The following is a 20,839-nucleotide window of genomic DNA, read 5'->3' on the forward strand; positions in this document are numbered from 1 at the left end:
GGTTTCGTCGATATTCAGTAAGGCTTATTAACAGATAACTTTTACTGCTAGGCCGCCTTGAGAAGTCTCACGGTATTTCGCGTTCATGTCTTTACCTGTCTCTAGCATGGTTTCGATAACTTTATCTAGAGAAACAGTAGGAGCAGAAGAACGACGCAGTGCCATACGAGTTGAGTTGATTGCTTTTACAGCTGCAATACCATTACGCTCGATACATGGAACCTGAACCTGACCTGCAACCGGGTCGCAAGTTAGACCTAGGTTGTGCTCCATCGCGATTTCAGCCGCCATACATACTTGCTCTGGGCTACCACCCATAAGCTCAGCAAGGCCAGCTGCTGCCATAGAACATGCCACGCCAACTTCGCCCTGACAGCCAACTTCTGCACCAGAGATAGACGCGTTACGCTTGTAAAGGCCGCCAATTGCACCAGAAGCTGCGAAGTAACGGATGTAGTCTTTCTCAGTTACGGTTTGAATAAACTTGTCATAGTAAGCCAGTACCGCAGGGATGATGCCACATGCACCGTTAGTCGGCGCAGTTACAACACGACCACCTGCTGCGTTCTCTTCGTTTACTGCAAAAGCAAACATGTTTACCCAGTCAACAACAGACATTGGATCGTTCGTTGTTTTTTCAGAAGTAAGCAGTTGCTGACGAAGTGCAGCTGCACGACGAGGCACGCGTAGTGGACCAGGCAGAATGCCTTCTTCGTTCATACCGCGATCCATACATTCGCGCATTGTGCGCCAGATGTTTGCGAAGTAAGTACGAGTTTCTTCGTCAGAATGAAGCGCTTGTTCATTTTTCATGGTTAGCGCACTGATAGACAGGCCGCTTTCATGACATTGCTTTACAAGCTCTTCTGCCGTTGTAAACGGGTAAGGAACTTTTACTGGGTTCTCAACTTCTTTACCGAAGTTTTCTTCATCAACGATGAAACCACCGCCGATAGAGTAGTAAGTTTTTGAGTACGCTTTTTCGTCATCAATCCAAGCGTGGATTTGCATGCCGTTTTCGTGTAACTCAAGGTTTGTTTTGTGGAAGTTCATTCCACCTTCACGTGGGAACGATACTGTGTGACAGTGCATGCCAACAGGAAGGCGTTCAGTTTCTTCTACGCGAGCGATAAAGCCCGGGATAGAATCGATATCAACTTTCTCAGGAGTGTTGCCTGCAAGACCCATGATGATAGCAATATCTGTGTGGTGACCTTTCCCTGTCAGTGATAGTGATCCATAAACGTCAACGGTGATTTTAGTGATGTCGCGCAATTTTCCCATTGCACGAAGATCATCAATAAACTCTTTACCCGCTTTCATTGGGCCTACAGTGTGTGAGCTTGAAGGTCCAACACCGATTTTATAGATATCAAAAACACTAATCATATCGATTACCTCAGAAGAAAGCCTCCCAAGGGGAGTTGGGAGGCTTAATTTTATCGTTATATTTTTGGATTAATCATACCGTGCTAGGGCAGGGATGATTAAAGAGCGCCGTAGATTACAGAACTAATGGCAGCAAGACCACAGATTGCTGTGAAAATTTGCACAGGTGCTGAAGTTTTGTACTTAGCCATCGCTGGAACTTTTTGCATTGCGAAGATAGGCATCAAGAATAGGATTGCCGCAATCATCGGTGCGCCCATTGTTTCAATCATACCTAGGATGCTTGGGTTAACGATAGCAACGATCCAAGTTGTGATTACGATGAAGATAAGAGACATCTTCTCGATCTTGCTTACTGGCGATTTTGAACGAGATTTCACTAGACCAACTAGACCTTCATGCGCACCTAGGAAGTGGCCGAAGTAGCTAGAAGTGATAGCCGCGAAAGCAACCAGTGGACCTAAGTAAGAGATCAGTGGAGACTCATGAACGTTTGCTAGGTAAGAAAGAACAGAGATGTTTTGCTCTTGTGCTGTTGCTAGTTGCTCTGGAGACAGAGAAAGTACAACAGAGAAAACGAAGAACATTACAAAGCCCATTAGCATCATCGCTGCGCCACCAGTGATAGCGTCAGTTTTCTTAACTGCGTCATCACCGTATACACGACGTTGTTCTTTAGAGAACTGAGAAATGATTGGGCTGTGGTTGAAAGAGAACACGATAACAGGGATTGCTAGCCATACGATAGCTGGCATTGCACCCCAGTCAGGTGATACTTCCATCATTGAAGTGTTCCAACCAGGAATTAGGTACACAGACAGCGCTAGTAGGATGAACACTAGAGGGTAAACCATCGCTGAAGTTGCTTTCAGCATAAGCTCTTTACCGAACACTACGCCCGCTGTCATTGCAGCGATAAGTGCACCGGAAAGTAGCCAGCGAGGAATAGATTCCATACCCATTTGGTTAACTAGGAAAGAGTCAACCGTGTTTGTGATACCAACACCGTAGATAAGTACGATTGGGTAGATAGCGAAGAAGTAAGCGAACGTAATAAGGTTTGCGCCAGTCTTACCAAAGTGCTCTTCTACTGTGTCAGTGATGTCCGCTTCTGGGTTTTTCGCAGAAAGAACGAAGCGAGCTAAAGATTTGTGTGCGAACCAAGTCATTGGTGCTGCGATTAGGGCTAGGATTACTAATGGCCAAAAGCCACCTGCACCTGCTTTAATAGGAAGGAATAGTACACCGGCACCTACTGCCGTACCAAAAAGGGACAGACACCAGGTAAAGTCTTTGTAAGAAAACTTACTAGACGATTGTGCGGTAGAAACCGCAGAAGTAGTTGTATTCATTTTTTAGTTACTCATTTTGGGAACAGGAAATAAGTCGGGAGTAATTTTGCAAGATTTTACACTAGGAAAATTAGATCTAAATCATTTATTGCTTACGCTTATTGAATGATATGTCAAAAACCTGCTTTTTATCACGAAAATGATGTGCTACTCGTGATTTCTGCTAATGAGTAAAATTAGAAAAACTTATCGATAGGGCTGTTTGTATAAATTTATTTCACCGCAAGCGTTTGCGGTGAAAACGGCAAATTAATCTAATGTGAATGAATGTTTATGAAGCAACGTTTTATTAATATTGATGCGCATGATGATCGCATCCATAAAAATACCGATATCAGAAGTTTTTAATGTGAAATGATATGTTTTTGCATTGATTCGATGATTTGTGCGGTCATGCCCCAGATGAAATGCTGTCTATATGGGATAGCAAATACACGATGACTGCTGTTTTTTAGGTCAAACTTGGTGCTGTACAACTTTTTCGGATTCAGAATGTGGTTAGCAGGAACTTCAAAAACAGACTCCACCTCATTTGGGTCAATATGCGTTTTATACTCAGGAGAAATAAAGGCCAAAAACGGTGTCACATTAAACTGACTAATCGTTGGCAATGTTGGAAGCTGGCCAAATACATGAATATGTTCATCTTCTATACCGACCTCTTCTTTGGTTTCTCTTAATGCCGTATTGATTAGATGCCGATCTTCCTGCTCAAACTTACCGCCGGGGAAACTGATTTGTCCCGGATGATGACGCAAGTGCGCTGCTCGCTTTGTCAAAATGACCTGTAGCCCCTCCGGGCGTTCTACAAAACCAATTAAGACCGCTGCGTCTCGCAGTGATTTTCCTTTCATCCATTTCAGTCGCGCGAGGGACTCTTTGTGGTAACCCGTTGGAAGCCGAAATTGAAAGTTTTGCAGTAATTGAGTTTTGTCGATAACCAAACCAAATCCTTATTTATTGTGCCTAACCACTATTTATTATACTCAATGGCCGCAAGAGGCGCGGTGCTATCGCCGTTGGTACGGTATTAAAGTATTAGTATCGTACCAAAGCATGTCCATTGGTTCTTTCCCTGCTTTGTGTCATGTGTCTCACTCTGCTTGGGTATAATAATTTGAAACTTATAAGGTTATAAACCATTCTTTATTTTAAGACGTCACTATGGGGCAAGTATTGACTAATGAAAGGGATTATTTTCACCGAGTTCATGGAGTTAGTGGAAGAGAAGTTTGGTCTCGATGTGTTAGACCAAGTGCTCGACCTTTCTAATGACGAAGGGATTTATACGGCAGTTGGCAGTTACGATCATAAAGACTTGGTTAAATTGATTGTGAATCTCAGCAAAGTATCTGGCATTCCGCCTGAACAACTGCAAGAAGTATTTGGAGAGTGCGTTTTTTTGAATTTACTTCGCTCGATTCCTAGTCATGCCAGTTTGCAGCAGTGTGAAACGACATTTCAATTTGTTCGCCATGTTGAAGATTTTATTCATGTCGAGGTCAAAAAGCTCTACCCAGATGCTAACCCTCCTCAGTTTGATTTTATCAGCGAGACTCAATCAAACATGGTGTTTGATTATCGAAGTGCGCGGTGTATGTCTCACGTATGTTTAGGTCTAATAAAAGGCTGCGCGGCGCACTTTGGTGAAGTTATTCATATTAAACACCAAAACCAGTCAGAAGATGGTAGCCAGGTTCGCTTTTGGTTAGAGGCACAATAAGAACGATATGACAGGAAGTTCCTCGCTAGAAAGGAAACTCAAACGAGAAATCGAATCAAGAAAAGCAGCTGAGCGGTTATTGGAGCAGAAGAGCTTCGAACTTTATGAATCTACTCAACAGCTAAGTGTTGCTTTGAAAAAGCTTGAGTTGAAATCAAAAAAGGATTTACGCAAGTTTGAGTTCGAAGAGAAAGTTGACGCGACGCTGATTAAGTTTGGTCGAACTTTTTTGTCGAGCACGTTTGATGAAGCCATGATTGCCAGTTTTATTGAACAGCTCACTTCGAACTCAATCATTTCTGCGGCTTACTTACATCTTGATTCCACAAAACTCTCTTCTTTGCGCCGACATCATTTTGGTCATTTACAGCTTCGCCATGAGAATACGATTAAGACTGTCCCCAATTGGCAGGGGGAGAACTTGCATTTGCCTATCATCATTGGCAAGCAAACAGTAGGGGAGTTGATCTTCTCTGTTCAGTTGGATCAAATCGATCAATCGTTTATTTCCAAACAGATGGAGCTGGTATCGGATTTGGTTCATGGGGTCATTGGGCGTCATTTGAGTTTAGAGCGAGAAGTGGAGCTGCGAAAGCGAGCAGAGGAATCGGAAAAAGCGACGAAAGAGTTTGTCGCAATGATTAACCACGAGTTGCGTACACCTCTTAATGGCGTATTAGGTAGTGCTGAACTACTAAGTCGAACACAGTTAGGTGAAGAGCAACGCCATTACCTAAACAATTTGACTCAATCGGGAGACTTGTTGAGGGTTATCATTAACGATCTTCTCGACTTCAGCAAGATGAATGCCGGTATGATGGAAATCATCGATAAGGTCTTTGCTTGGGAAGAGCTTGAAAAAGCCATCATGGGGGTATTTTCAGCTAAAGCAGCAGAAAAGCGAATTCATTTCTCCATCGATAAAAAGCTCGGTATTCCCGAGTTTTTAGTTGGTGACTTAGAGCGAATTACACAGATCTTGGTCAACTTGGTGGGAAATGCTATTAAGTTTACTCATTTGGGTGGGGTGGTGCTGCGAGTGGAGTGGATAAACGGTATTGCGCATTTTGAGGTTGAAGACACGGGTATTGGCATCCCGATAGAAGCGCAGCCCTCATTATTTGACCCATTTGTGCAAGTAGATCGCTCGGCGAAGCGCAGTTTTGAAGGCTCAGGTTTGGGCCTTGCGATTTGTAAAAATCTAGTGGATTTGATGCAGGGCGAGATTAGCTTTGAAAGTGAAGAACGCAAAGGTACCACCTTCAAAGTCTCTATTCCTCTAAAGGAGGGGCAAGCCCCAGGCGCAGCAGAGGGGGAATTAGCTACCATAGAGCGAAGTGATTTGGCAGGACGCTCAATATTGGTGGTTGATGACATCAGAATGAACCAAGTGATAGTTACTCAAATGCTGAAAAAACTCGACATTACACCTGATTTAAAAGCCAATGGGAAAGAAGCCTTAGAAGCGGTGAAAAACAAAGATTACGAACTAATATTTATGGATTGCCGAATGCCAGAAATGGATGGTTATGAGGCGACGATGTATCTGAGAGAGAGTGGCTTTACTCATCCTATTATCGCATTAACCGCTGGCACTACTATCGAAGAGCGTCAAAAGTGTATTGATTCAGGCATGGACGACATCCTCACTAAGCCGTACACCGCAACCGATATTGAACAGATCATGTGTAAGTGGCTTGAGCAGTAGCCGTTGCCTATTAAAAAACGGATTCTTGTTAGCCAACGGCTAAAAGCCAAAGTACCTGTAAATAAAACACACAAAAAACGCTCCACACTGGATAATGCCGATCGCTTAACGATGTTTCTTGTGTCATTCCAGCGAGGCCTTGGCGAGACTAGGAATCCAATAGCAGCATGCTGAGCGACTAATGAAACAAATTTGACCATAAAGTGCTCGGATAGAAGAGCCTGTATCACGCTCCTTCGTCGCGGTACAGGATGACGAGATGCAGAAATATGCCACTCGCTGTTAAACGAGCGGCATTATCCGTACTGGAGGCGTTTTTGCTTGTTTTCGTTAGCAGGATTCATAGGCCGCTGCCATTTGGCGAAACCTACTATTGCAGCGCTGGTAAAATCTTTGAGAGCTTATCCAACGTTTCTTGATATTCAGAGGCGCAATCGCTATCTGCCACGACGCCGCCGCCAGCCCAAGCGTACAGTTTGTGATTTTCCGCTACCAGAGTGCGGATGGTGATGCTGGTATCCATACGACCATGGCGAGAAATGTAGCCAATACTGCCGCAATACGCGCTGCGTCGATGTGGCTCTAACTCTTCAATGATCTGCATTGCGCGAACTTTAGGTGCGCCGGTAATTGAACCGCCCGGGAAGCACGCTCGTAGCAAATCTGCAGGAGAATATTGCTCGTCCAAATTCGCACGAATGGTGCTCACCAAATGATGCACGGCAGGGAAGCTTTCAATATCAAACAGCTTTGGCACGTGAACGCTACCCGGTGATGCAACTCGACCAATGTCATTACGCAGCAAATCGACAATCATCAGGTTTTCTGCCTGATCTTTTTCCGCTGTCTGCAAGTCATGGGCATTAGCGTTATCTTGCTTTGGATCTTCGCTGCGTGGTCGAGTACCTTTGATTGGTTTCGTTTCAATGACGCGATCTTTGAGTTCTAAAAAGCGCTCTGGAGAGATACTCAAAATCGAAGACTCTGGCATACGGATAAAAGCGGAAAATGGCGCTTGGTTGGCGGACTCCAATTTCAGATACGCTTGCCACTCACAGCCTTGATACGGTGCGTTAAAGCGTTGCGCCAAATTGATCTGATAGCAGTCACCGCTCAACAAGTATTCTTGCACCTTGTCAAAGCGAGTAGCGTAGCTCTCTTTCGTCATGTTTGACTGCCAATCACCAGACAGAGCGAAGTCTACGCTTTGCTCTGCTTCTTGCTCGTCTAACCATTGCCAAGCTTGCTCGATATTCTGACCGACTAAGCATGCTTTTTTAAGCTTGTGGTCAACAACGACGGCCCATTCATAAAGACCTACCGCCATATCAGGCGTGTTGAGATCCTTTTCGGCCAGTTCTGGCATCGTTTCTACGCGTCGACCTAAATCGTAACTGAAGTAACCGAGCGCTCCGCCGACAAAAGGCAAATCCAATTCTTTATTTAACTCAACGTGAGGAAGCCACTGTTCTTGCAACTGATGAAGCAGCGCAAATGGGTCATCTTGAGTTGAATAGGCATTCGATGGCGTTTCAACTTGTGTGTTGTCGGCAGTGGTTTCTAACGTTGCAATTGGGTTGGCAACCAACACATCGAAGCGACTATCGATATGCGTTTCTGATGCAGAACGCAGCAACATCGCCCAAGGCTGGTGTTGAATGCGAGAAAAGAGGTGAAGAGCAAACTCTGGTGCGTATTCCAGCGCTTTAAAATCAATGAATTGATTGTCCATGTTGTTCATTTGTGTAATTTGTGACAAAGAGATCGTTCACTGCATGGCATGTCATGGGCAGCAAGAGTATCATATTCCTCTGTATAGCCAAACTCCCTCTATTCATAGGGTTTTGAGATGGTTTACAAGTAGGCGACTTCAGCGTTTCGTGTGTCGATATCAGCCGTTCGACAATTGTTTATAAAAAACGAAGCTCAAAAGAGCAATAAGCTCAACAAACACGATTGAAGCCAAGCCAATAATGGAAGCATAACTATAACGAGGCATGTAATGACGGTAATACGCAAGCAGGATGTGATCAGCAGTGTCGCTGATGCGCTACAGTATATTTCTTACTACCACCCGCTAGACTTTGTTCAAGCTCTTGAAAAAGCCTATCACCGCGAAGAGAGCCAAGCCGCTAAAGACGCGATTGCTCAGATCCTAATTAACTCCCGAATGTCCGCAGAAGGTCACCGACCAATTTGTCAGGATACTGGTATCGTGACGTGTTTCGTCAACATCGGTATGGGCGTGCAATGGGACTCAACCGACATGACGGTTCAGCAGATGGTAGATGAAGGTGTTCGACAAGCGTATACGAACCCAGACAACCCGTTGCGTGCGTCAGTACTTATGGATCCTGCCGGTAAACGTATTAATACCAAAGACAACACGCCTGCTGTCGTACACATCAACATGGTTCCGGGCGATAAAGTTGAAATTCAGATCGCAGCGAAGGGCGGCGGTAGTGAAAACAAAACTAAGATGGTGATGCTAAACCCATCTGACGATATTGCTGAGTGGGTAGAGAAAACGCTACCAACAATGGGCGCGGGCTGGTGTCCACCAGGCATGCTTGGTATTGGTATTGGCGGTACGGCTGAAAAAGCAGCAGTATTGGCAAAAGAATCTCTAATGGAACACATCGATATTCAAGAGCTTATTGACCGTGGCCCGCAAAACGCAGAAGAAGAGCTTCGTCTTGATATCTTCAATCGCGTGAACAAACTTGGTATCGGCGCGCAAGGCCTTGGTGGTTTGACAACTGTTGTCGACGTTAAGATCAAAACGGCGCCAACGCACGCGGCTTCTAAGCCTGTTTGTTTGATACCGAACTGTGCGGCGACTCGTCACGTGCACTTCACGCTTGACGGCAGCGGCCCAGCAGAGCTCACGCCACCTAAACTAGAAGATTGGCCAGACATTACTTGGGAAGCGGGAGAAAACACGCGTCGCGTAAACTTAGACACGATTACTAAAGAAGAAGTACAAGAGTGGAAGACAGGCGAAACCGTTCTTCTATCAGGTAAAATTCTGACTGGCCGTGATGCAGCGCATAAACGTATTCAAGGCATGCTAGATAATGGCGAAGGTCTACCAGAAGGTGTAGATCTAAACGGTAAGTTCATTTACTACGTAGGTCCTGTCGATGCAGTTGGTGATGAAGTCGTTGGTCCTGCTGGTCCAACAACATCAACGCGTATGGATAAATTCACCGATATGATGCTAGAAAAAACAGGCATCATGGGCATGATCGGTAAAGCTGAGCGTGGCCCTGCAACGGTTGAATCTATCAAGAATCACAAAGCGGTTTACCTAATGGCTGTCGGCGGTGCTGCGTACTTGGTTGCGAAAGCGATCAAGAAAGCTCGCGTTGTCGCATTTGAAGATTTAGGTATGGAAGCGATTTACGAATTTGAAGTTGAAGATATGCCAGTAACAGTGGCTGTAGACTCAAATGGCGTTAACGCGCACCAAATCGGTCCTGACACTTGGAAAGTGAAAATCCAAGAGATGGAAGCGTAAGGCAAACGGTAATCTTACATTGTCTCAGTAGAGAGAATGTGACAAGGTGCTGATTTACCTAGCAAACATTTGACAAAAGTGCAGCGAAAACTGCACTTTTTGTCTATATAATGTAGATATAAACCTCAGGGCATAGCAATCAAACGTTATGCGAACAATAATTAGGAGACGGCATGCCTCGTTTTATTCAGATTCTACAAATTATTCTTGCTGTAGTGGTAGGTGGCTTTGTTGGCTACGACTTGATCCTTCACGGCATCAGCATCTTTGATGAGAAGTACGTGACCATCACGTGTGTATTGTGGCTGATTTTAGAAATCGCTCTATTTGTTATCTATAAATTAATCGAAGACGACTAGACTCAAAGAAAGCAGGTTTCTGTTCAACACAGTAATCAGCATAAATAGGGTCACTAATGCTTTAGTGCTGATTAAGTAAGCCTCTGAACCACTCAGGGGCTTTTCTTTTTTCATCCTGCTTTAAGCGAATGTTTTGTTCATCTTTTATTAAGGTATATAAAGTTAGACTCATAGAGTTCAGTATTGAAAGGTAAGTATTCATAGATTAATACCCGAAGTTGCTGATAACGTTGTTTTAGAGCGGAGCAAGATAAAGAAGCGCAATGAAAAGAATAAAGAAAGAAGTCAATGACTTTATCAACAGAGGTATGGACTCCAATGTTCGAATTGCCGTCACCGGACTTTCTCGTGCAGGTAAGACGGCATTCATCACGTCATTAGTGAATCAGCTCCTCCATACCGCTACCCATGATAATTTGCCTCTTTTGACTGCAGCCAGAGATAAGCGTCTTATTGGAGCGAAGCGTGAACCTCAAGCGAATATGATGGTGCCACGTTTCGCTTACGACGAAGCGATGAGCCAGATCCATGCGACCCCACCTCAATGGCCAGTACCAACACGGGATGTGAGTGAGATTCGCTTAGCGCTCAAGTACAAACCAAATAAAACCACGAAAAAGCTGTTGAGTAAAACCGCAATTTTAAATGTTGATATTATCGACTATCCAGGAGAGTGGCTGCTCGACCTGCCGTTATTGGACATGGACTTTGCGACGTGGTCGCAAACTCAGTTTGATGCACTTAAAGGCCAGCGTGGCGATTTAGCCAAAGCTTGGCTGTCTGAATTAGAAAAGGTGGATCTTTCTGCTGAAGTGAACGAGAAACTACTCGAGAAAGTTGCGCATACATACACCGAGTACCTTCATGCCTGTAAAGACGCAGGTCTTCATTGGGTTCAGCCTGGCCGCTTCGTATTACCTGGTGAGCTCGGAGGCGCGCCAGTGCTACAGTTTTTCCCGTGTCGTGCTGATTCGGAAAGCAAGGCTCTTAAGGGCAGCAACTTGGCGATGCTCGAAGCGCGTTTTCAGGAATACCAACAGAAAGTAGTGAAAGCATTTTATAAGCATCATTTTGCGACCTTCGATCGACAGATTGTGCTGGTGGATTGCTTGCAGCCTCTCAATGCCGGCGATGAAGCGTTTTACGACATGCGCCAAGCGCTAGAGCAGATCATGCATAGCTTCCGTTATGGTCGTAGTAGCTTTTTGCGCCGTTTATTCTCACCAAAAATCGACAAAGTGCTGTTTGCTGCCACAAAAGCGGATCACATAACGCCCGATCAGCATCCCAATTTAGTGTCTTTGCTACAACAAATGGTGCATCCAGCGTGGCAAACCGCAGCCTACGAGAATATCGAGATGAGTTGCATGAGTATCGCTTCTATCCAATCAACCACGACGGGATTTATTTCTTCTGGAGATAAGACGATTCCGGCGTTACAGGGTACGACGTTGGATGGTGAGCCGATGACGATGTTTCCGGGAGAAGTGCCGAAAAAGCTACCAAATGCGGCTTATTGGCAAAACAACGGGTTTGATTTTACGTCATTCCGTCCAATGCCCTCACCGAATGATGAGCCAGTGAAGCACATACGCTTAGACAAAGCACTGGATTACCTGATTGGAGATAAATTGAAATGAGTGAGTTGAAGCAAAAACAAGTTTTCTCTGAAAAGGTAATGGAAAAAGAGCAGCAATCGAATCAACCGGAGTTGACGGCGCAGCAAACATTCGGCGAAAAAGAAACATTTGTACCTGTTGAAGTTAAAGAAGAGCGCCAGGAGACTGAACAGGAATTGCAACTCGAGCATGTCATTCGTCCAAAACCGGGCAGAAAATGGCTTGCGACTGGCGCATTTGCAACCTTCGCTAGTTTGGTTGGCTGGCAAGCGGTGGACTCGGTTATAACCGCGATTCAAACTTCTGATTGGCTGGCTTTAAGCTGGACGGGGTTTATTGCTGCGATCGCTTCGCTTGGTTTAGGAGCTATGGGTAAAGAGCTTTGGAAACTGCGCAAACTACGAAATCATTTTAGTGTTCAAGAAGAAGCAGAAGCGCTTGTTAATAGTGAAAGTGTGGGGAAAGGGAAAGCCTTTTGCGAAAATGTGGCAGAACAAAGTGGTGTGATGGCAGAGAACCCGGGCTTTGATCGTTGGCAGAACAGCATTAACCCTGCTCATAGTGATGCTGAAATCCTTGATATGTATGACTCGATGGTCGTGAGCCAACAAGACAAATTGGCAACGAAAATCGTATCGCAGCACGCAACCGAGTGTGCGGCCCTAGTCGCCGTGAGCCCTCTGGCTGCCGCTGATATGTTGCTGGTGGCGTGGCGAAATTTCAAAATGATCGACAACCTCTCCAAAGTATATGGGGTAGAGCTAGGTTACGCCTCTCGCATCAAGCTACTAAAAGCGGTATTTGTCAATATGGCGGCGGCTGGTGCCAGTGAGCTAGCTATTGATGCCAGTATGGACTTGATGTCGATGGACCTTGCGGGCAAAGTCTCCGCTCGTGCGGGGCAGGGGCTAGGTGTTGGTATTCTAACGGCACGTTTGGGCTTGAAAGCGATGACCTTATTGCGTCCACTACCTTGGTATCCTGACCGTCAGGTTAAATTGGGCACCATACGCAAGGCTGTGGCGGCGAAAGTTGCATCAATTACGATGAAACCGTAACGAATATCAACTTTGATGGATAGGATTGCTTGACGCCATTCCAAGCATGATAGAAACTACTGTCAACTTTTCCTGACAGTCGTGAATTGGGATATTTTCAGTGCGTCTTGAAGTCTTATGTGAAGATCGACTCGGCTTGACCCGAGAACTGCTCGATATTTTAGCGTCTAAAAGCATCGACTTGCGTGGTATCGAAATCGATATTAGCGGTATTATCTATTTGAACTGCCCAGATATTGATTTTGATACGTTTAGTGAGCTGATGGCTGAAATCCGCCGTATTCCGGGGGTGAAAGACGTACGTAAAATCCAGTTTATGCCGATGGAGCGCCACAATACGGAGTTGCTCTCGCTAGTTGATAACTTGCCTGATCCGGTTTTTGCCATCGACCTTAAAGGTGCCGTAGACATGGCAAACATGTCTGCACTTTCACTGCTTGGTCTTCACAAGCAAGAAGTAATTGGTACGCAGATCGGAGCTTTGCTGCCAAGTGTTCGTTTTTCTCGCTGGTCTGAAGGTGTGAATGGCAGAACGCGGGAAAACCTTGTGATTGATGGCTTGGACTATGTTCTTGAGTTGATGCCAGTTTATATCCGAGACGAAGCGCAAAACTCCACTCTAGCGAGTACACTGATGACGATTCGCTCTAGTCAGCAAGTCGCAAGAATTGAAGAAGCGCTACCACTGCATAATCCTCTGGGTTTTGAGCACTTTGTTGGTATATCGAACCGTCATAAAGCGCTAATGAACCAAGCTAAGAAGCTGTCTGTGCTTGACCAGCCACTGTTAATTGAGGGCGAAACAGGGACCGGCAAAGAAATGCTTGCTAAAGCTTGCCACAGCCGTTCTAGCCGTGCGAGCAAGCCATTCTTAGTTTTGAGTTGTGCTTCGATGCCTGACGATGTAGCAGAAACCGAACTTTTTGGTCACGCGCCGGGTTCATTTAATCATGAACAAGGTCACAAAGGCATCTTTGAGCAAGCAAATGGCGGGACGGTATTTCTTGATGAAATCGGTGAAATGAGTTCGCATCTTCAAATCAAGCTGTTACGTTTTCTACAGGATGGTAATTTCCGTCGTGTCGGTGCAGAAGATGAGATGCATGTCGATGTTCGTATCATCGCTTCAACAAAACATAACCTTGCCGAACTTTCTGAGGCAGGAATGTTCCGTGAAGATTTGTATTATCGTCTCAACGTACTTACGCTCAGCATTCCTCCGTTACGTAAGCGCTCAAATGACGTTGCGCCATTGCTTGAGTTATTTGTGGCGAAACATGCTCAACAGCTTGGGATTGATAAGCCAGAGTTTGATGATGGTCTAGTTGATGCCCTTGCAAATTATCAGTGGCCAGGAAACATGCGCCAGCTGGATAACATGGTTCTTCGAGCGCTCACAGAAATGGATGGTGGTATACTAAACGCGGATCACTTCAATTTACCTCAGCCTCAATCAGTCGGCGCTGGTAGTGCAACGCTTAACATCGACGGTTCATTGGATGAGATCATGCGTGACTATGAATCTCAGGTTCTGGAGCGTTTGTATCAGTCATTCCCATCAAGCCGCAAGCTTGCTAAGCGCTTAAATGTATCGCATACCTCAATCGCTAATAAACTGCGTGATTACGGTATCCGCAAGAATTAATCGAATTGAACGAAAAGACGGAATTAATCATTTGTAATGGAAGATAACAGCTCATCTATCGCCGTTCATAAGTTGGACGGTGACTTGCTTCTGCGTACCGCTGAAATCGGTGACGCAGATATGATTGCCGAGTATTTTCAAGCGAACCGAGAATATCTGAAACCATTTGAACCGAAACGTGAAGAAGCTTTTTTCTCAGTGAACGGTTGGTTGCAAAAGCTTATCAAGCTCAATGAGCTGCATCGAATGGGGTTGGGGTATTATTGCCTCTTGGTCAGAGCCTCTTCAGGTGAAATGCTAGGTACGGTATCCTTTAGTAATTTGAGTCGTTTCCCTTTTTATTCTTGTAACGTCGGATACTCTCTCGCTGAAAAAGCGCAAGGGCATGGTTATATGCGTCGTGGATTAACCATGGCTTGCGACTACATGTTTAACGTGCAGAAGTTGCATCGTATTCAAGCCGGCTACATGCCTCACAACAAACGTAGTGAAGCCGTGCTAGAGCATGTAGGGTTCAACCGAGAAGGGTATGCAAAAGATTACCTTTTGATTAATGGTGAATGGCAAGACCACGTTCTAACGTCACTTATTAATCCGAATTGGCAACCAGAAGGGCGATAGTATGGAGCGATTGGAAAAGCAATTAGCACTTGTAATCGAGCTCGATAAACTCAAAAGTATTTTGCGCCGAACCCGAGTTAAAAGTGCTGAAGGGCGTCTCGAAAATAGTGGTGAGCATAGTTGGCATGTCGCACTGATGGCAATATTGATGGAAGAGCATGCAAATGCACCTGTTGATATTTGCCGAGTGATGAAAATGTTATTGATACATGACGTAGTAGAGATCGACGCGGGGGATACCTTTGTTTATGATACTGCCGCGTCTCAAGAGCAAGTAGAAAAAGAAATTAGAGCGGCAGAACGCTTGTTTGGTATGTTACCCAGCGATCAGGAGCAAGAGTTATTGGCGCTTTGGCATGAATTTGAAGCCGCGCAGACCGATGATGCAAAGTATGCAAAAGCACTCGACCGGTTAATTCCAATGCTCTTGAACTACCATAATAATGGTCAGAGTTGGAAGGAGCATGGCGTCTCTCGTGAACAAGCACTTACCATTAATAAACGAATTGAATTTGGCTCTGTTACCTTATGGGACAAAGCGAAAGAGTTGATAGAAGAAGCCACAGAGAATGGTTGGCTGAAATCGTAATAAAGGAGACTGAATGTCTTATTTGCCTTTGGATGAATACCAAAGAAAATGGATTTTTACGCATCAGTCGATGCCTGTGCCAAAAGAAGATTTGGCTTTTATTAAGCCGATGAGCCAAGCTCGTTCAGCACAATTTTGGAAAGAAAATATTAGTGCTCAAAGCCCTGATATGGATCGACTTAGCTCCCAAGATTGGCCAATGAATGAGGCGAACTGGTCTGAAGTCGTTGATTGGATGGCTGCGTGGGAGTTGGATGATCCGGACATGCCAGCGGAAGTAGAAGCACATATCGATTGGCAAGACGATGTGACCGTTTACTTTTGCTACGAGAAGTACAATGTCATCGAAACTAAGTGGTCGATTTTTAAAAAGCATTGGAAGAACTTTCTCTTTTATGATGATGGTCCAATATTGATTGGACGTCGCCGTTCACAAGCGCTTTGGTTTGATTCAAAAGGCAATGTGAAACTCGGTGTTCGTCAATAGCGAGTTATACAGCAAGCCACCTTTTCGAGGTGGCTTTGTTTTTCTAAAGGCTGGATAATGGACTCAACACGCCGCCAGCCCCGCGCTCGATAACGTGAGTATAAATCTGGGTGGTTTTTACATCGGTGTGACCAAGCTGCTCTTGTACTGTTCTAATGTCAGCACCAGACTCTAATAAATGTGTGGCAAAGCTGTGCCTGAGTGTATGGCATGTTACTGTTTTCTCGATACACGCATCCGTTGCAGCGCGCTTTACCGCTCTTTGTATTGCACTTTCATTGATATGATGCCTTCTGAGCTCTCCGGTGTCCCGATCTGTACTTAACTTTGTTGATGGGAATAAAAAGTGCCAGTTAAAATCTAGCTCCGCTTTGGGGTACTTACGTCGTAAGCCTTCTGAGATGTATACACCCGCATAACCAGGCATGTGCCTATCTTTAAAATAGTAATCTCTTGCTAAATTAACCTGAGCTTTAAGCGGCTCATGTAACTCTTTTGCTAACGTTACGGTACGATTTTTACCTCCTTTTCCTTGCCAAACACGAACTGCGCCATAATCATAATCGATGTCCTGAACTCTTAAGCGCAAACACTCCATGACTCGAAGCCCTGAGCCATAAAGCAGCTGAATATGGAGTTTATACCTCGGGTCGATATGTTGAACGAATCGTCGGATCTCCTCCCTGGTTAACACAACGGGAAGTTTCTTTTCGGTCAGAGATTTCTGAAATCTCATATCAAGTGATAGTGGAGTTTTGAAATAATCACGATATAAAAATGATATTGAGTTCAGTGCCAAAGCTTGCGTTTTTACCGCAACTTTTTCTTTTACCGCTAAGTAACTCAGGAACTGAACGACATCATCTTCTGCTAGTGTCGAAGGGTGGGCAAGCTGGTGGAAAGTGATAAAGCGTTTTATCCAAAATAGATAACTTTCGATGGTTTTATTCGCATAATGACGAGTAAGCATGTGCTCTTTTACACTAAGTAAAAACTGACTTTTCATGATAAAATTGACCTGTTTATTTACACAGTCCCTTAAATCTATCACCTCATTTGCAATTAGTGTGCATTGCGCCGTCTAATTGCGCGCGCGACCACACATATTCATACTGTTTTTCTATTTGTTTCATGCATATAGGTGCTACGATTTATAGCGCTTTTGATCAGAAAGAGGGCGGTAGCTTGCCAGAAAGGAGGCAAATTGCCGTATAGAAAGCGTTATTTCCGCAACGGATCTCTCAGGCTGAATGTACGTGGTTGTAGCCTAAGAGTGAAAGTGGCGGGGTAATAGGTTGGAAAAGCGGCGAAAAGGGCGAATATTGGTCATTTCCATGCTAGCCTTAAAGCGCTTTAAGCGCACCTTAATATGGCGCAGCAATTAAAGAGTGACGCTAAAGCGATTTAAGGTAGTGAGCTGCCAAATACTTCGGCTTCGATTTTTGCCTGCATACCGAAAATTTCTCGTCATATCAAAAGATTAGGCGTAAACATAGCCGACTTTAGTTGCGGAATAACAAGACGTTCAAGCCGATTCGAAACGCATTGGGGTTTTAGTGCCCAAATGGGCACGGATTTATCAGAGTTTATTTTAGGTTAGGGTGGATCTGCGTCTCTCACACCTTAACTTGCGCGTTATACCGCAAAGGAGAAATCAATGATAAAGCAAATAAGTGGCACAGAACAGGCGCTCTTATCTCTATCAAAAACAAGCTTCTCCGAGCTACGAAAAATCTATCGTCCAACCTCCGAAGCTCAAAGAAACCAAGCTAGTTCAACAAATGAGTGGACTTGTTTGGGGTGTTATTTAGATCACCAGCTAGTGGGTCTTATAAAGGTTAAGTTGTCCGGAAAGACGCTTAATTTAAGTACACTTGCTGTCATGCCTGAATGTCGTAAAAAAGGTGTAGCTCGAAGCTTAATTTTAGAAGCAGAGCGCATGTTCTCAAATGCAGGCTTGCTCTCAGTTTGGTGCGTTGAGCAAACTGGTAATGTAGAGATCTTTGAGGCACTAGGTTTCAAGGTTGCAGAGCGTATTGAGTCAGATATTTTTGAATTGGCTGACAGCTCAAACGTTAAAGCAATAGAAGTTCGTCTGGAGCGGCAGACAGCGGTATAACAAAGCGTTTAAGGAGGATTCACAACGCTTGGCGATTTTAGTTCAAGTCAGCTTAAGTGTTTAAGGTACAATGGTTTAAGTTTGGTGGTTGGCGTTGTTCACCACTTAACGCGGCGTTATGAACTACAGGGTTAAGCAATGTATTCCATTGAGAAAGCATCTATAAATCACGTCGAAAGATTAGTGGAGATCCAAATATCTGCTTTTTCGAATGATCGCCAATTATGTGGTTCTGGTCCACCGGGTTACGATAGTATCGAGCATCAAAGAGCGTGCCTTGAAAACTACTTTTACTTTGTTATTAAAGATGCGGAAGAAGTAGTGGGTGGTTTTTACTATTCAGTCGACGAAGAGTGCTTGCAGCTTATTCGGCTATATGTTGAACCAAGCTATCAGCATCAAGGGCTGGGTAAGATGGTTCTTGATTATCTAGTAACGCAGGTTTCATCTGGTCTCCATATTGAGTTAGAGGCACCGACCTTTAACACCGCTGCTCATAGGTTTTACGAAGGGAATGGCTTTCACAAGGTTGAAAATATTGACTATGTCTCAGGCAGTTCCATTTTGTATAGAATGCTGGTCTAATCAACCACGTTCATAACAAGGCGTTTAAGGCGGATTCACAACGCTTGGCGATTTCAGTTCAAGTTAGTTTAAGTGTTTAAGGTACAATGGTTTAGGTTTGGTGGTTAGCGTTGCTCACCACTTAACGCGGCGTTATGCAGATATTCAATCACACTTATTTACTTCATATTTAGGAAAATCAATGGCATTTAGTAAACCAATAGCAGAGAAGTTGGCTTATCGTTCAGCGTATATATGTAATAACCCAGAATGTAACACCTTAACAGTTGGCGCAGAATTAGATGAAGCTTCGCTTAAAGTGAAAATCGGTGAAGCAGCACATATCATTGGTGAAAAGCCTAAATCGGCAAGGTACAAAAAGCTACCTGACGGAGAGGCTGGATCAATAGAGAACGGGATATGGCTATGTGCCAATTGCCACACAATGATCGATAAAAATCTTGGTGCAGGCTTTCCTGAGGACATGATAAAGGGATGGAAAGAAAAACATGAACAAATGATATCAATGCTTGTTAAAACTCATAAAAGCCCAATTCCATTGTTAGTTAAGCAAACAAGTAATTATAAGGTTGCGCAAAGCTTAGTCGATTTTTTATCAAGTAAAGGAGTTTTTTATCTAGATATTAGTTATGAAAACCCGCCTCATGTTTTTGCAGCATTAGATGAAACTAGAAAAGAAGTTAATAGACTTGCAAGGAAAATAGAGCTTGATACAGATCTTAAAAAAGTGTTTACACAAATTAGAAATTCAGCTCAAGAAGTAATGAACGAAACGTCATCGAATAATGGACACGTAGATTACCAAGCCCTTGATGAACATTTAAAAGTTATGCGCCGTAAAATAGGCAGGCAACTGGGTGTTCTAAAAAGTAAATATGGTTGTGATTTATCGGGTCCTTTGAGTTCTATTGCACCATAAATCTGCATAACAAAGCATTTAAGAGTGATTCGCAACGCTTGGCAGTTTCACTTCGCTCAAGTATAGCCAAGCGTCGCTCACACCTTAATGCGGCGTTAGGCAACTATGTCTTTACCTATTTTCAAATGAATATATTAAGTTAATTGATACAAGCTAGTGTTTAAGAGGATATTTTATGTTTTCGGAATTTATCGGACAAAAAATCAAGTATGTAACAATAGATGAAGATGGTGAAGAGACAACAATGGGTGAAGTTTTGACTGAGGTGGAAGGAACCTTAATCAAAGTAAAAGCGCCTTCAGGTAAAGTTACTATTATCAATACGGCAGCAAACAACTTCTTCAAGTTGGAGTTAATGTGAATTAAGCCCTACAAATAAAATTTGCCTAACAAACAGTTTAAGAGGGATTCAGCACGCGTGGCATTTTTGGTATGCGTTGGTTTTAGTGATTAAGGTGGCATGCAGTAGCTTGGTCATTGCGTGCTTCACCCCTTAACTGGGCGTTATGTGTAAGGAGGAATTTTGAGTTCAGAGACTTTAACAATCGATGAGTTAATGGAACGAGCAGGAAAGGAAATTGAAAGGAAGCTACTGTACTGCATTCCTCTTCTTATCTTGGCTGTGATAACACCAATTTTAGCTTGGTACTCTTTCATTATCCCTGACAAAGAAGCACCTGCAATGTGGTTTCAGAGGAGTGGTTCACTGACGGTCTTGTTTGCCGTTTGGATGGAATATAATTTGATGAAAGTGAATGAACATGTATTCCCATCAGGCCATATTTTTAGCCAACAAGAAGCACTGGCCAAAAAATATCAACCAATCTTCAAGGTAGCCCAATATATAGCTGTTCTATTGGCTATTGTGGGTACTGTTATTTGGGGATATGGGGACTTGTTCAAGTAAACACATAACAAGCAATTTAAGAGGGATTCACAACGCTCGGCATTTTTGCTTCTACTTCAAATTTAGTGTTTATGGCACAATGCTTTAGGTTTGGGTGGAGGCGTTGTTCACCCCTTAATTGGGCGTTATTTCCGCAACGGATCTCTCAGGCTGAATGTACGTGGTTGTAGCCTAAGAGTGAAAGTGGCGGGGTAATAGGTTGGAAAAGCGGCGAAAAGGGCGAATATTGGTCATTTCCA

20 protein-coding genes are annotated in these 20,839 nt (G+C 44.1%); 15 read left to right on the top strand and 5 right to left on the bottom strand.

Annotated elements, in window-relative coordinates; genetic code table 11:
• Window positions 1-27 precede the first annotated feature (27 nt).
• From D8S93_RS03820 to D8S93_RS03830, 3 genes are all read right to left on the bottom strand, one after another.
• Window positions 28-1,389 (bottom strand): L-serine ammonia-lyase, encoded by a 1,362-nt coding sequence (locus D8S93_RS03820; RefSeq protein WP_152812027.1) that lies wholly within the window; start codon window positions 1,387-1,389, stop codon window positions 28-30.
• Between the two features lie 98 nt (window positions 1,390-1,487).
• Entirely contained in the window at window positions 1,488-2,741 is a 1,254-nt protein-coding gene (locus tag D8S93_RS03825; protein ID WP_005396901.1) for an aromatic amino acid transport family protein, read from the bottom strand.
• A 344-nt stretch (window positions 2,742-3,085) separates the two neighbouring features.
• Complete coding sequence (locus D8S93_RS03830) at window positions 3,086-3,685, bottom strand: CoA pyrophosphatase (protein ID WP_140291676.1); 600 nt, start codon at window positions 3,683-3,685, stop codon at window positions 3,086-3,088.
• A 239-nt stretch (window positions 3,686-3,924) separates the two neighbouring features.
• On the opposite strand from D8S93_RS03830, the gene D8S93_RS03835 reads away from it, so the two are divergent.
• Window positions 3,925-4,464 (top strand): heme NO-binding domain-containing protein, encoded by a 540-nt coding sequence (locus D8S93_RS03835; protein WP_012841652.1) that lies wholly within the window; start codon window positions 3,925-3,927, stop codon window positions 4,462-4,464.
• A 7-nt stretch (window positions 4,465-4,471) separates the two neighbouring features.
• A complete protein-coding gene (locus D8S93_RS03840; protein ID WP_152812029.1) occupies window positions 4,472-6,172 on the top strand; it encodes an ATP-binding protein in 1,701 nt (566 codons plus the stop codon).
• Window positions 6,173-6,542: 370 nt separating this feature from the next.
• Here the strand turns inward: D8S93_RS03840 and pabB are convergent, their stop codons facing one another.
• Complete coding sequence (gene pabB, locus D8S93_RS03845) at window positions 6,543-7,904, bottom strand: aminodeoxychorismate synthase component I (protein WP_152812031.1); 1,362 nt, start codon at window positions 7,902-7,904, stop codon at window positions 6,543-6,545.
• 270 nt (window positions 7,905-8,174) lie between these two features.
• On the opposite strand from pabB, the gene D8S93_RS03855 reads away from it, so the two are divergent.
• From D8S93_RS03855 to D8S93_RS03890, 8 genes are all read left to right on the top strand, one after another.
• Entirely contained in the window at window positions 8,175-9,692 is a 1,518-nt protein-coding gene (locus D8S93_RS03855; RefSeq protein ID WP_005376905.1) for a fumarate hydratase, read from the top strand.
• Between the two features lie 173 nt (window positions 9,693-9,865).
• Entirely contained in the window at window positions 9,866-10,051 is a 186-nt protein-coding gene (locus D8S93_RS03860) for a hypothetical protein (RefSeq protein ID WP_012841654.1), read from the top strand.
• Window positions 10,052-10,314: 263 nt separating this feature from the next.
• Entirely contained in the window at window positions 10,315-11,691 is a 1,377-nt protein-coding gene (locus D8S93_RS03865) for a YcjX family protein (RefSeq protein ID WP_006741440.1), read from the top strand.
• The gene (locus D8S93_RS03870; RefSeq protein WP_152812033.1) at window positions 11,688-12,728 is read left to right on the top strand and encodes a YcjF family protein; all 1,041 of its coding nucleotides are present in this window, start codon (window positions 11,688-11,690) and stop codon (window positions 12,726-12,728) included. The genes D8S93_RS03865 and D8S93_RS03870 overlap by 4 nt, the downstream gene beginning before the upstream one ends.
• 100 nt (window positions 12,729-12,828) lie before the next feature.
• Complete coding sequence (tyrR, locus tag D8S93_RS03875; protein ID WP_005376914.1) at window positions 12,829-14,373, top strand: transcriptional regulator TyrR; 1,545 nt, start codon at window positions 12,829-12,831, stop codon at window positions 14,371-14,373.
• A 36-nt stretch (window positions 14,374-14,409) separates the two neighbouring features.
• Window positions 14,410-14,994: a ribosomal protein S5-alanine N-acetyltransferase gene (gene rimJ, locus D8S93_RS03880; protein WP_053808933.1), complete on the top strand. Its 585-nt coding sequence runs from the start codon at window positions 14,410-14,412 to the stop codon at window positions 14,992-14,994.
• Window position 14,995: 1 nt separating this feature from the next.
• Window positions 14,996-15,583 carry an HD domain-containing protein gene (locus tag D8S93_RS03885; RefSeq protein ID WP_152812035.1) on the top strand — a complete coding sequence of 196 codons (588 nt, stop codon included), beginning with the start codon at window positions 14,996-14,998 and terminating at the stop codon, window positions 15,581-15,583.
• Window positions 15,584-15,596: 13 nt separating this feature from the next.
• On the top strand, window positions 15,597-16,070 hold the full coding sequence (locus D8S93_RS03890; protein ID WP_046876177.1) for a DUF2947 domain-containing protein: 474 nt from the start codon (window positions 15,597-15,599) through the stop codon (window positions 16,068-16,070).
• Between the two features lie 43 nt (window positions 16,071-16,113).
• Here the strand turns inward: D8S93_RS03890 and D8S93_RS03895 are convergent, their stop codons facing one another.
• Entirely contained in the window at window positions 16,114-17,076 is a 963-nt protein-coding gene (locus D8S93_RS03895; RefSeq protein ID WP_012841657.1) for an integron integrase, read from the bottom strand.
• A 651-nt stretch (window positions 17,077-17,727) separates the two neighbouring features.
• On the opposite strand from D8S93_RS03895, the gene D8S93_RS03900 reads away from it, so the two are divergent.
• The 5 genes from D8S93_RS03900 to D8S93_RS03925 all read left to right on the top strand — a co-directional run bounded on the left by D8S93_RS03900 (window position 17,728) and on the right by D8S93_RS03925 (window position 20,600).
• Window positions 17,728-18,189 (top strand): GNAT family N-acetyltransferase, encoded by a 462-nt coding sequence (locus tag D8S93_RS03900; protein WP_152812037.1) that lies wholly within the window; start codon window positions 17,728-17,730, stop codon window positions 18,187-18,189.
• Between the two features lie 138 nt (window positions 18,190-18,327).
• A complete protein-coding gene (locus D8S93_RS03905) occupies window positions 18,328-18,774 on the top strand; it encodes a GNAT family N-acetyltransferase (protein ID WP_152812039.1) in 447 nt (148 codons plus the stop codon).
• 181 nt (window positions 18,775-18,955) lie between these two features.
• Entirely contained in the window at window positions 18,956-19,693 is a 738-nt protein-coding gene (locus D8S93_RS03910; RefSeq protein ID WP_101956974.1) for an HNH endonuclease, read from the top strand.
• Window positions 19,694-19,868: 175 nt separating this feature from the next.
• Entirely contained in the window at window positions 19,869-20,054 is a 186-nt protein-coding gene (locus tag D8S93_RS03915) for a hypothetical protein (RefSeq protein ID WP_053805251.1), read from the top strand.
• A gap of 162 nt (window positions 20,055-20,216) precedes the next feature.
• Window positions 20,217-20,600, top strand: a complete 384-nt coding sequence (locus tag D8S93_RS03925; RefSeq protein ID WP_152812041.1) for a hypothetical protein — start codon at window positions 20,217-20,219, stop codon at window positions 20,598-20,600.
• Window positions 20,601-20,839 lie beyond the last annotated feature (239 nt).

It is taken from the genome of Vibrio sp. VGrn 2, from assembly GCF_009361695.1.
Lineage (GTDB): Bacteria > Pseudomonadota > Gammaproteobacteria > Enterobacterales > Vibrionaceae > Vibrio > Vibrio diabolicus.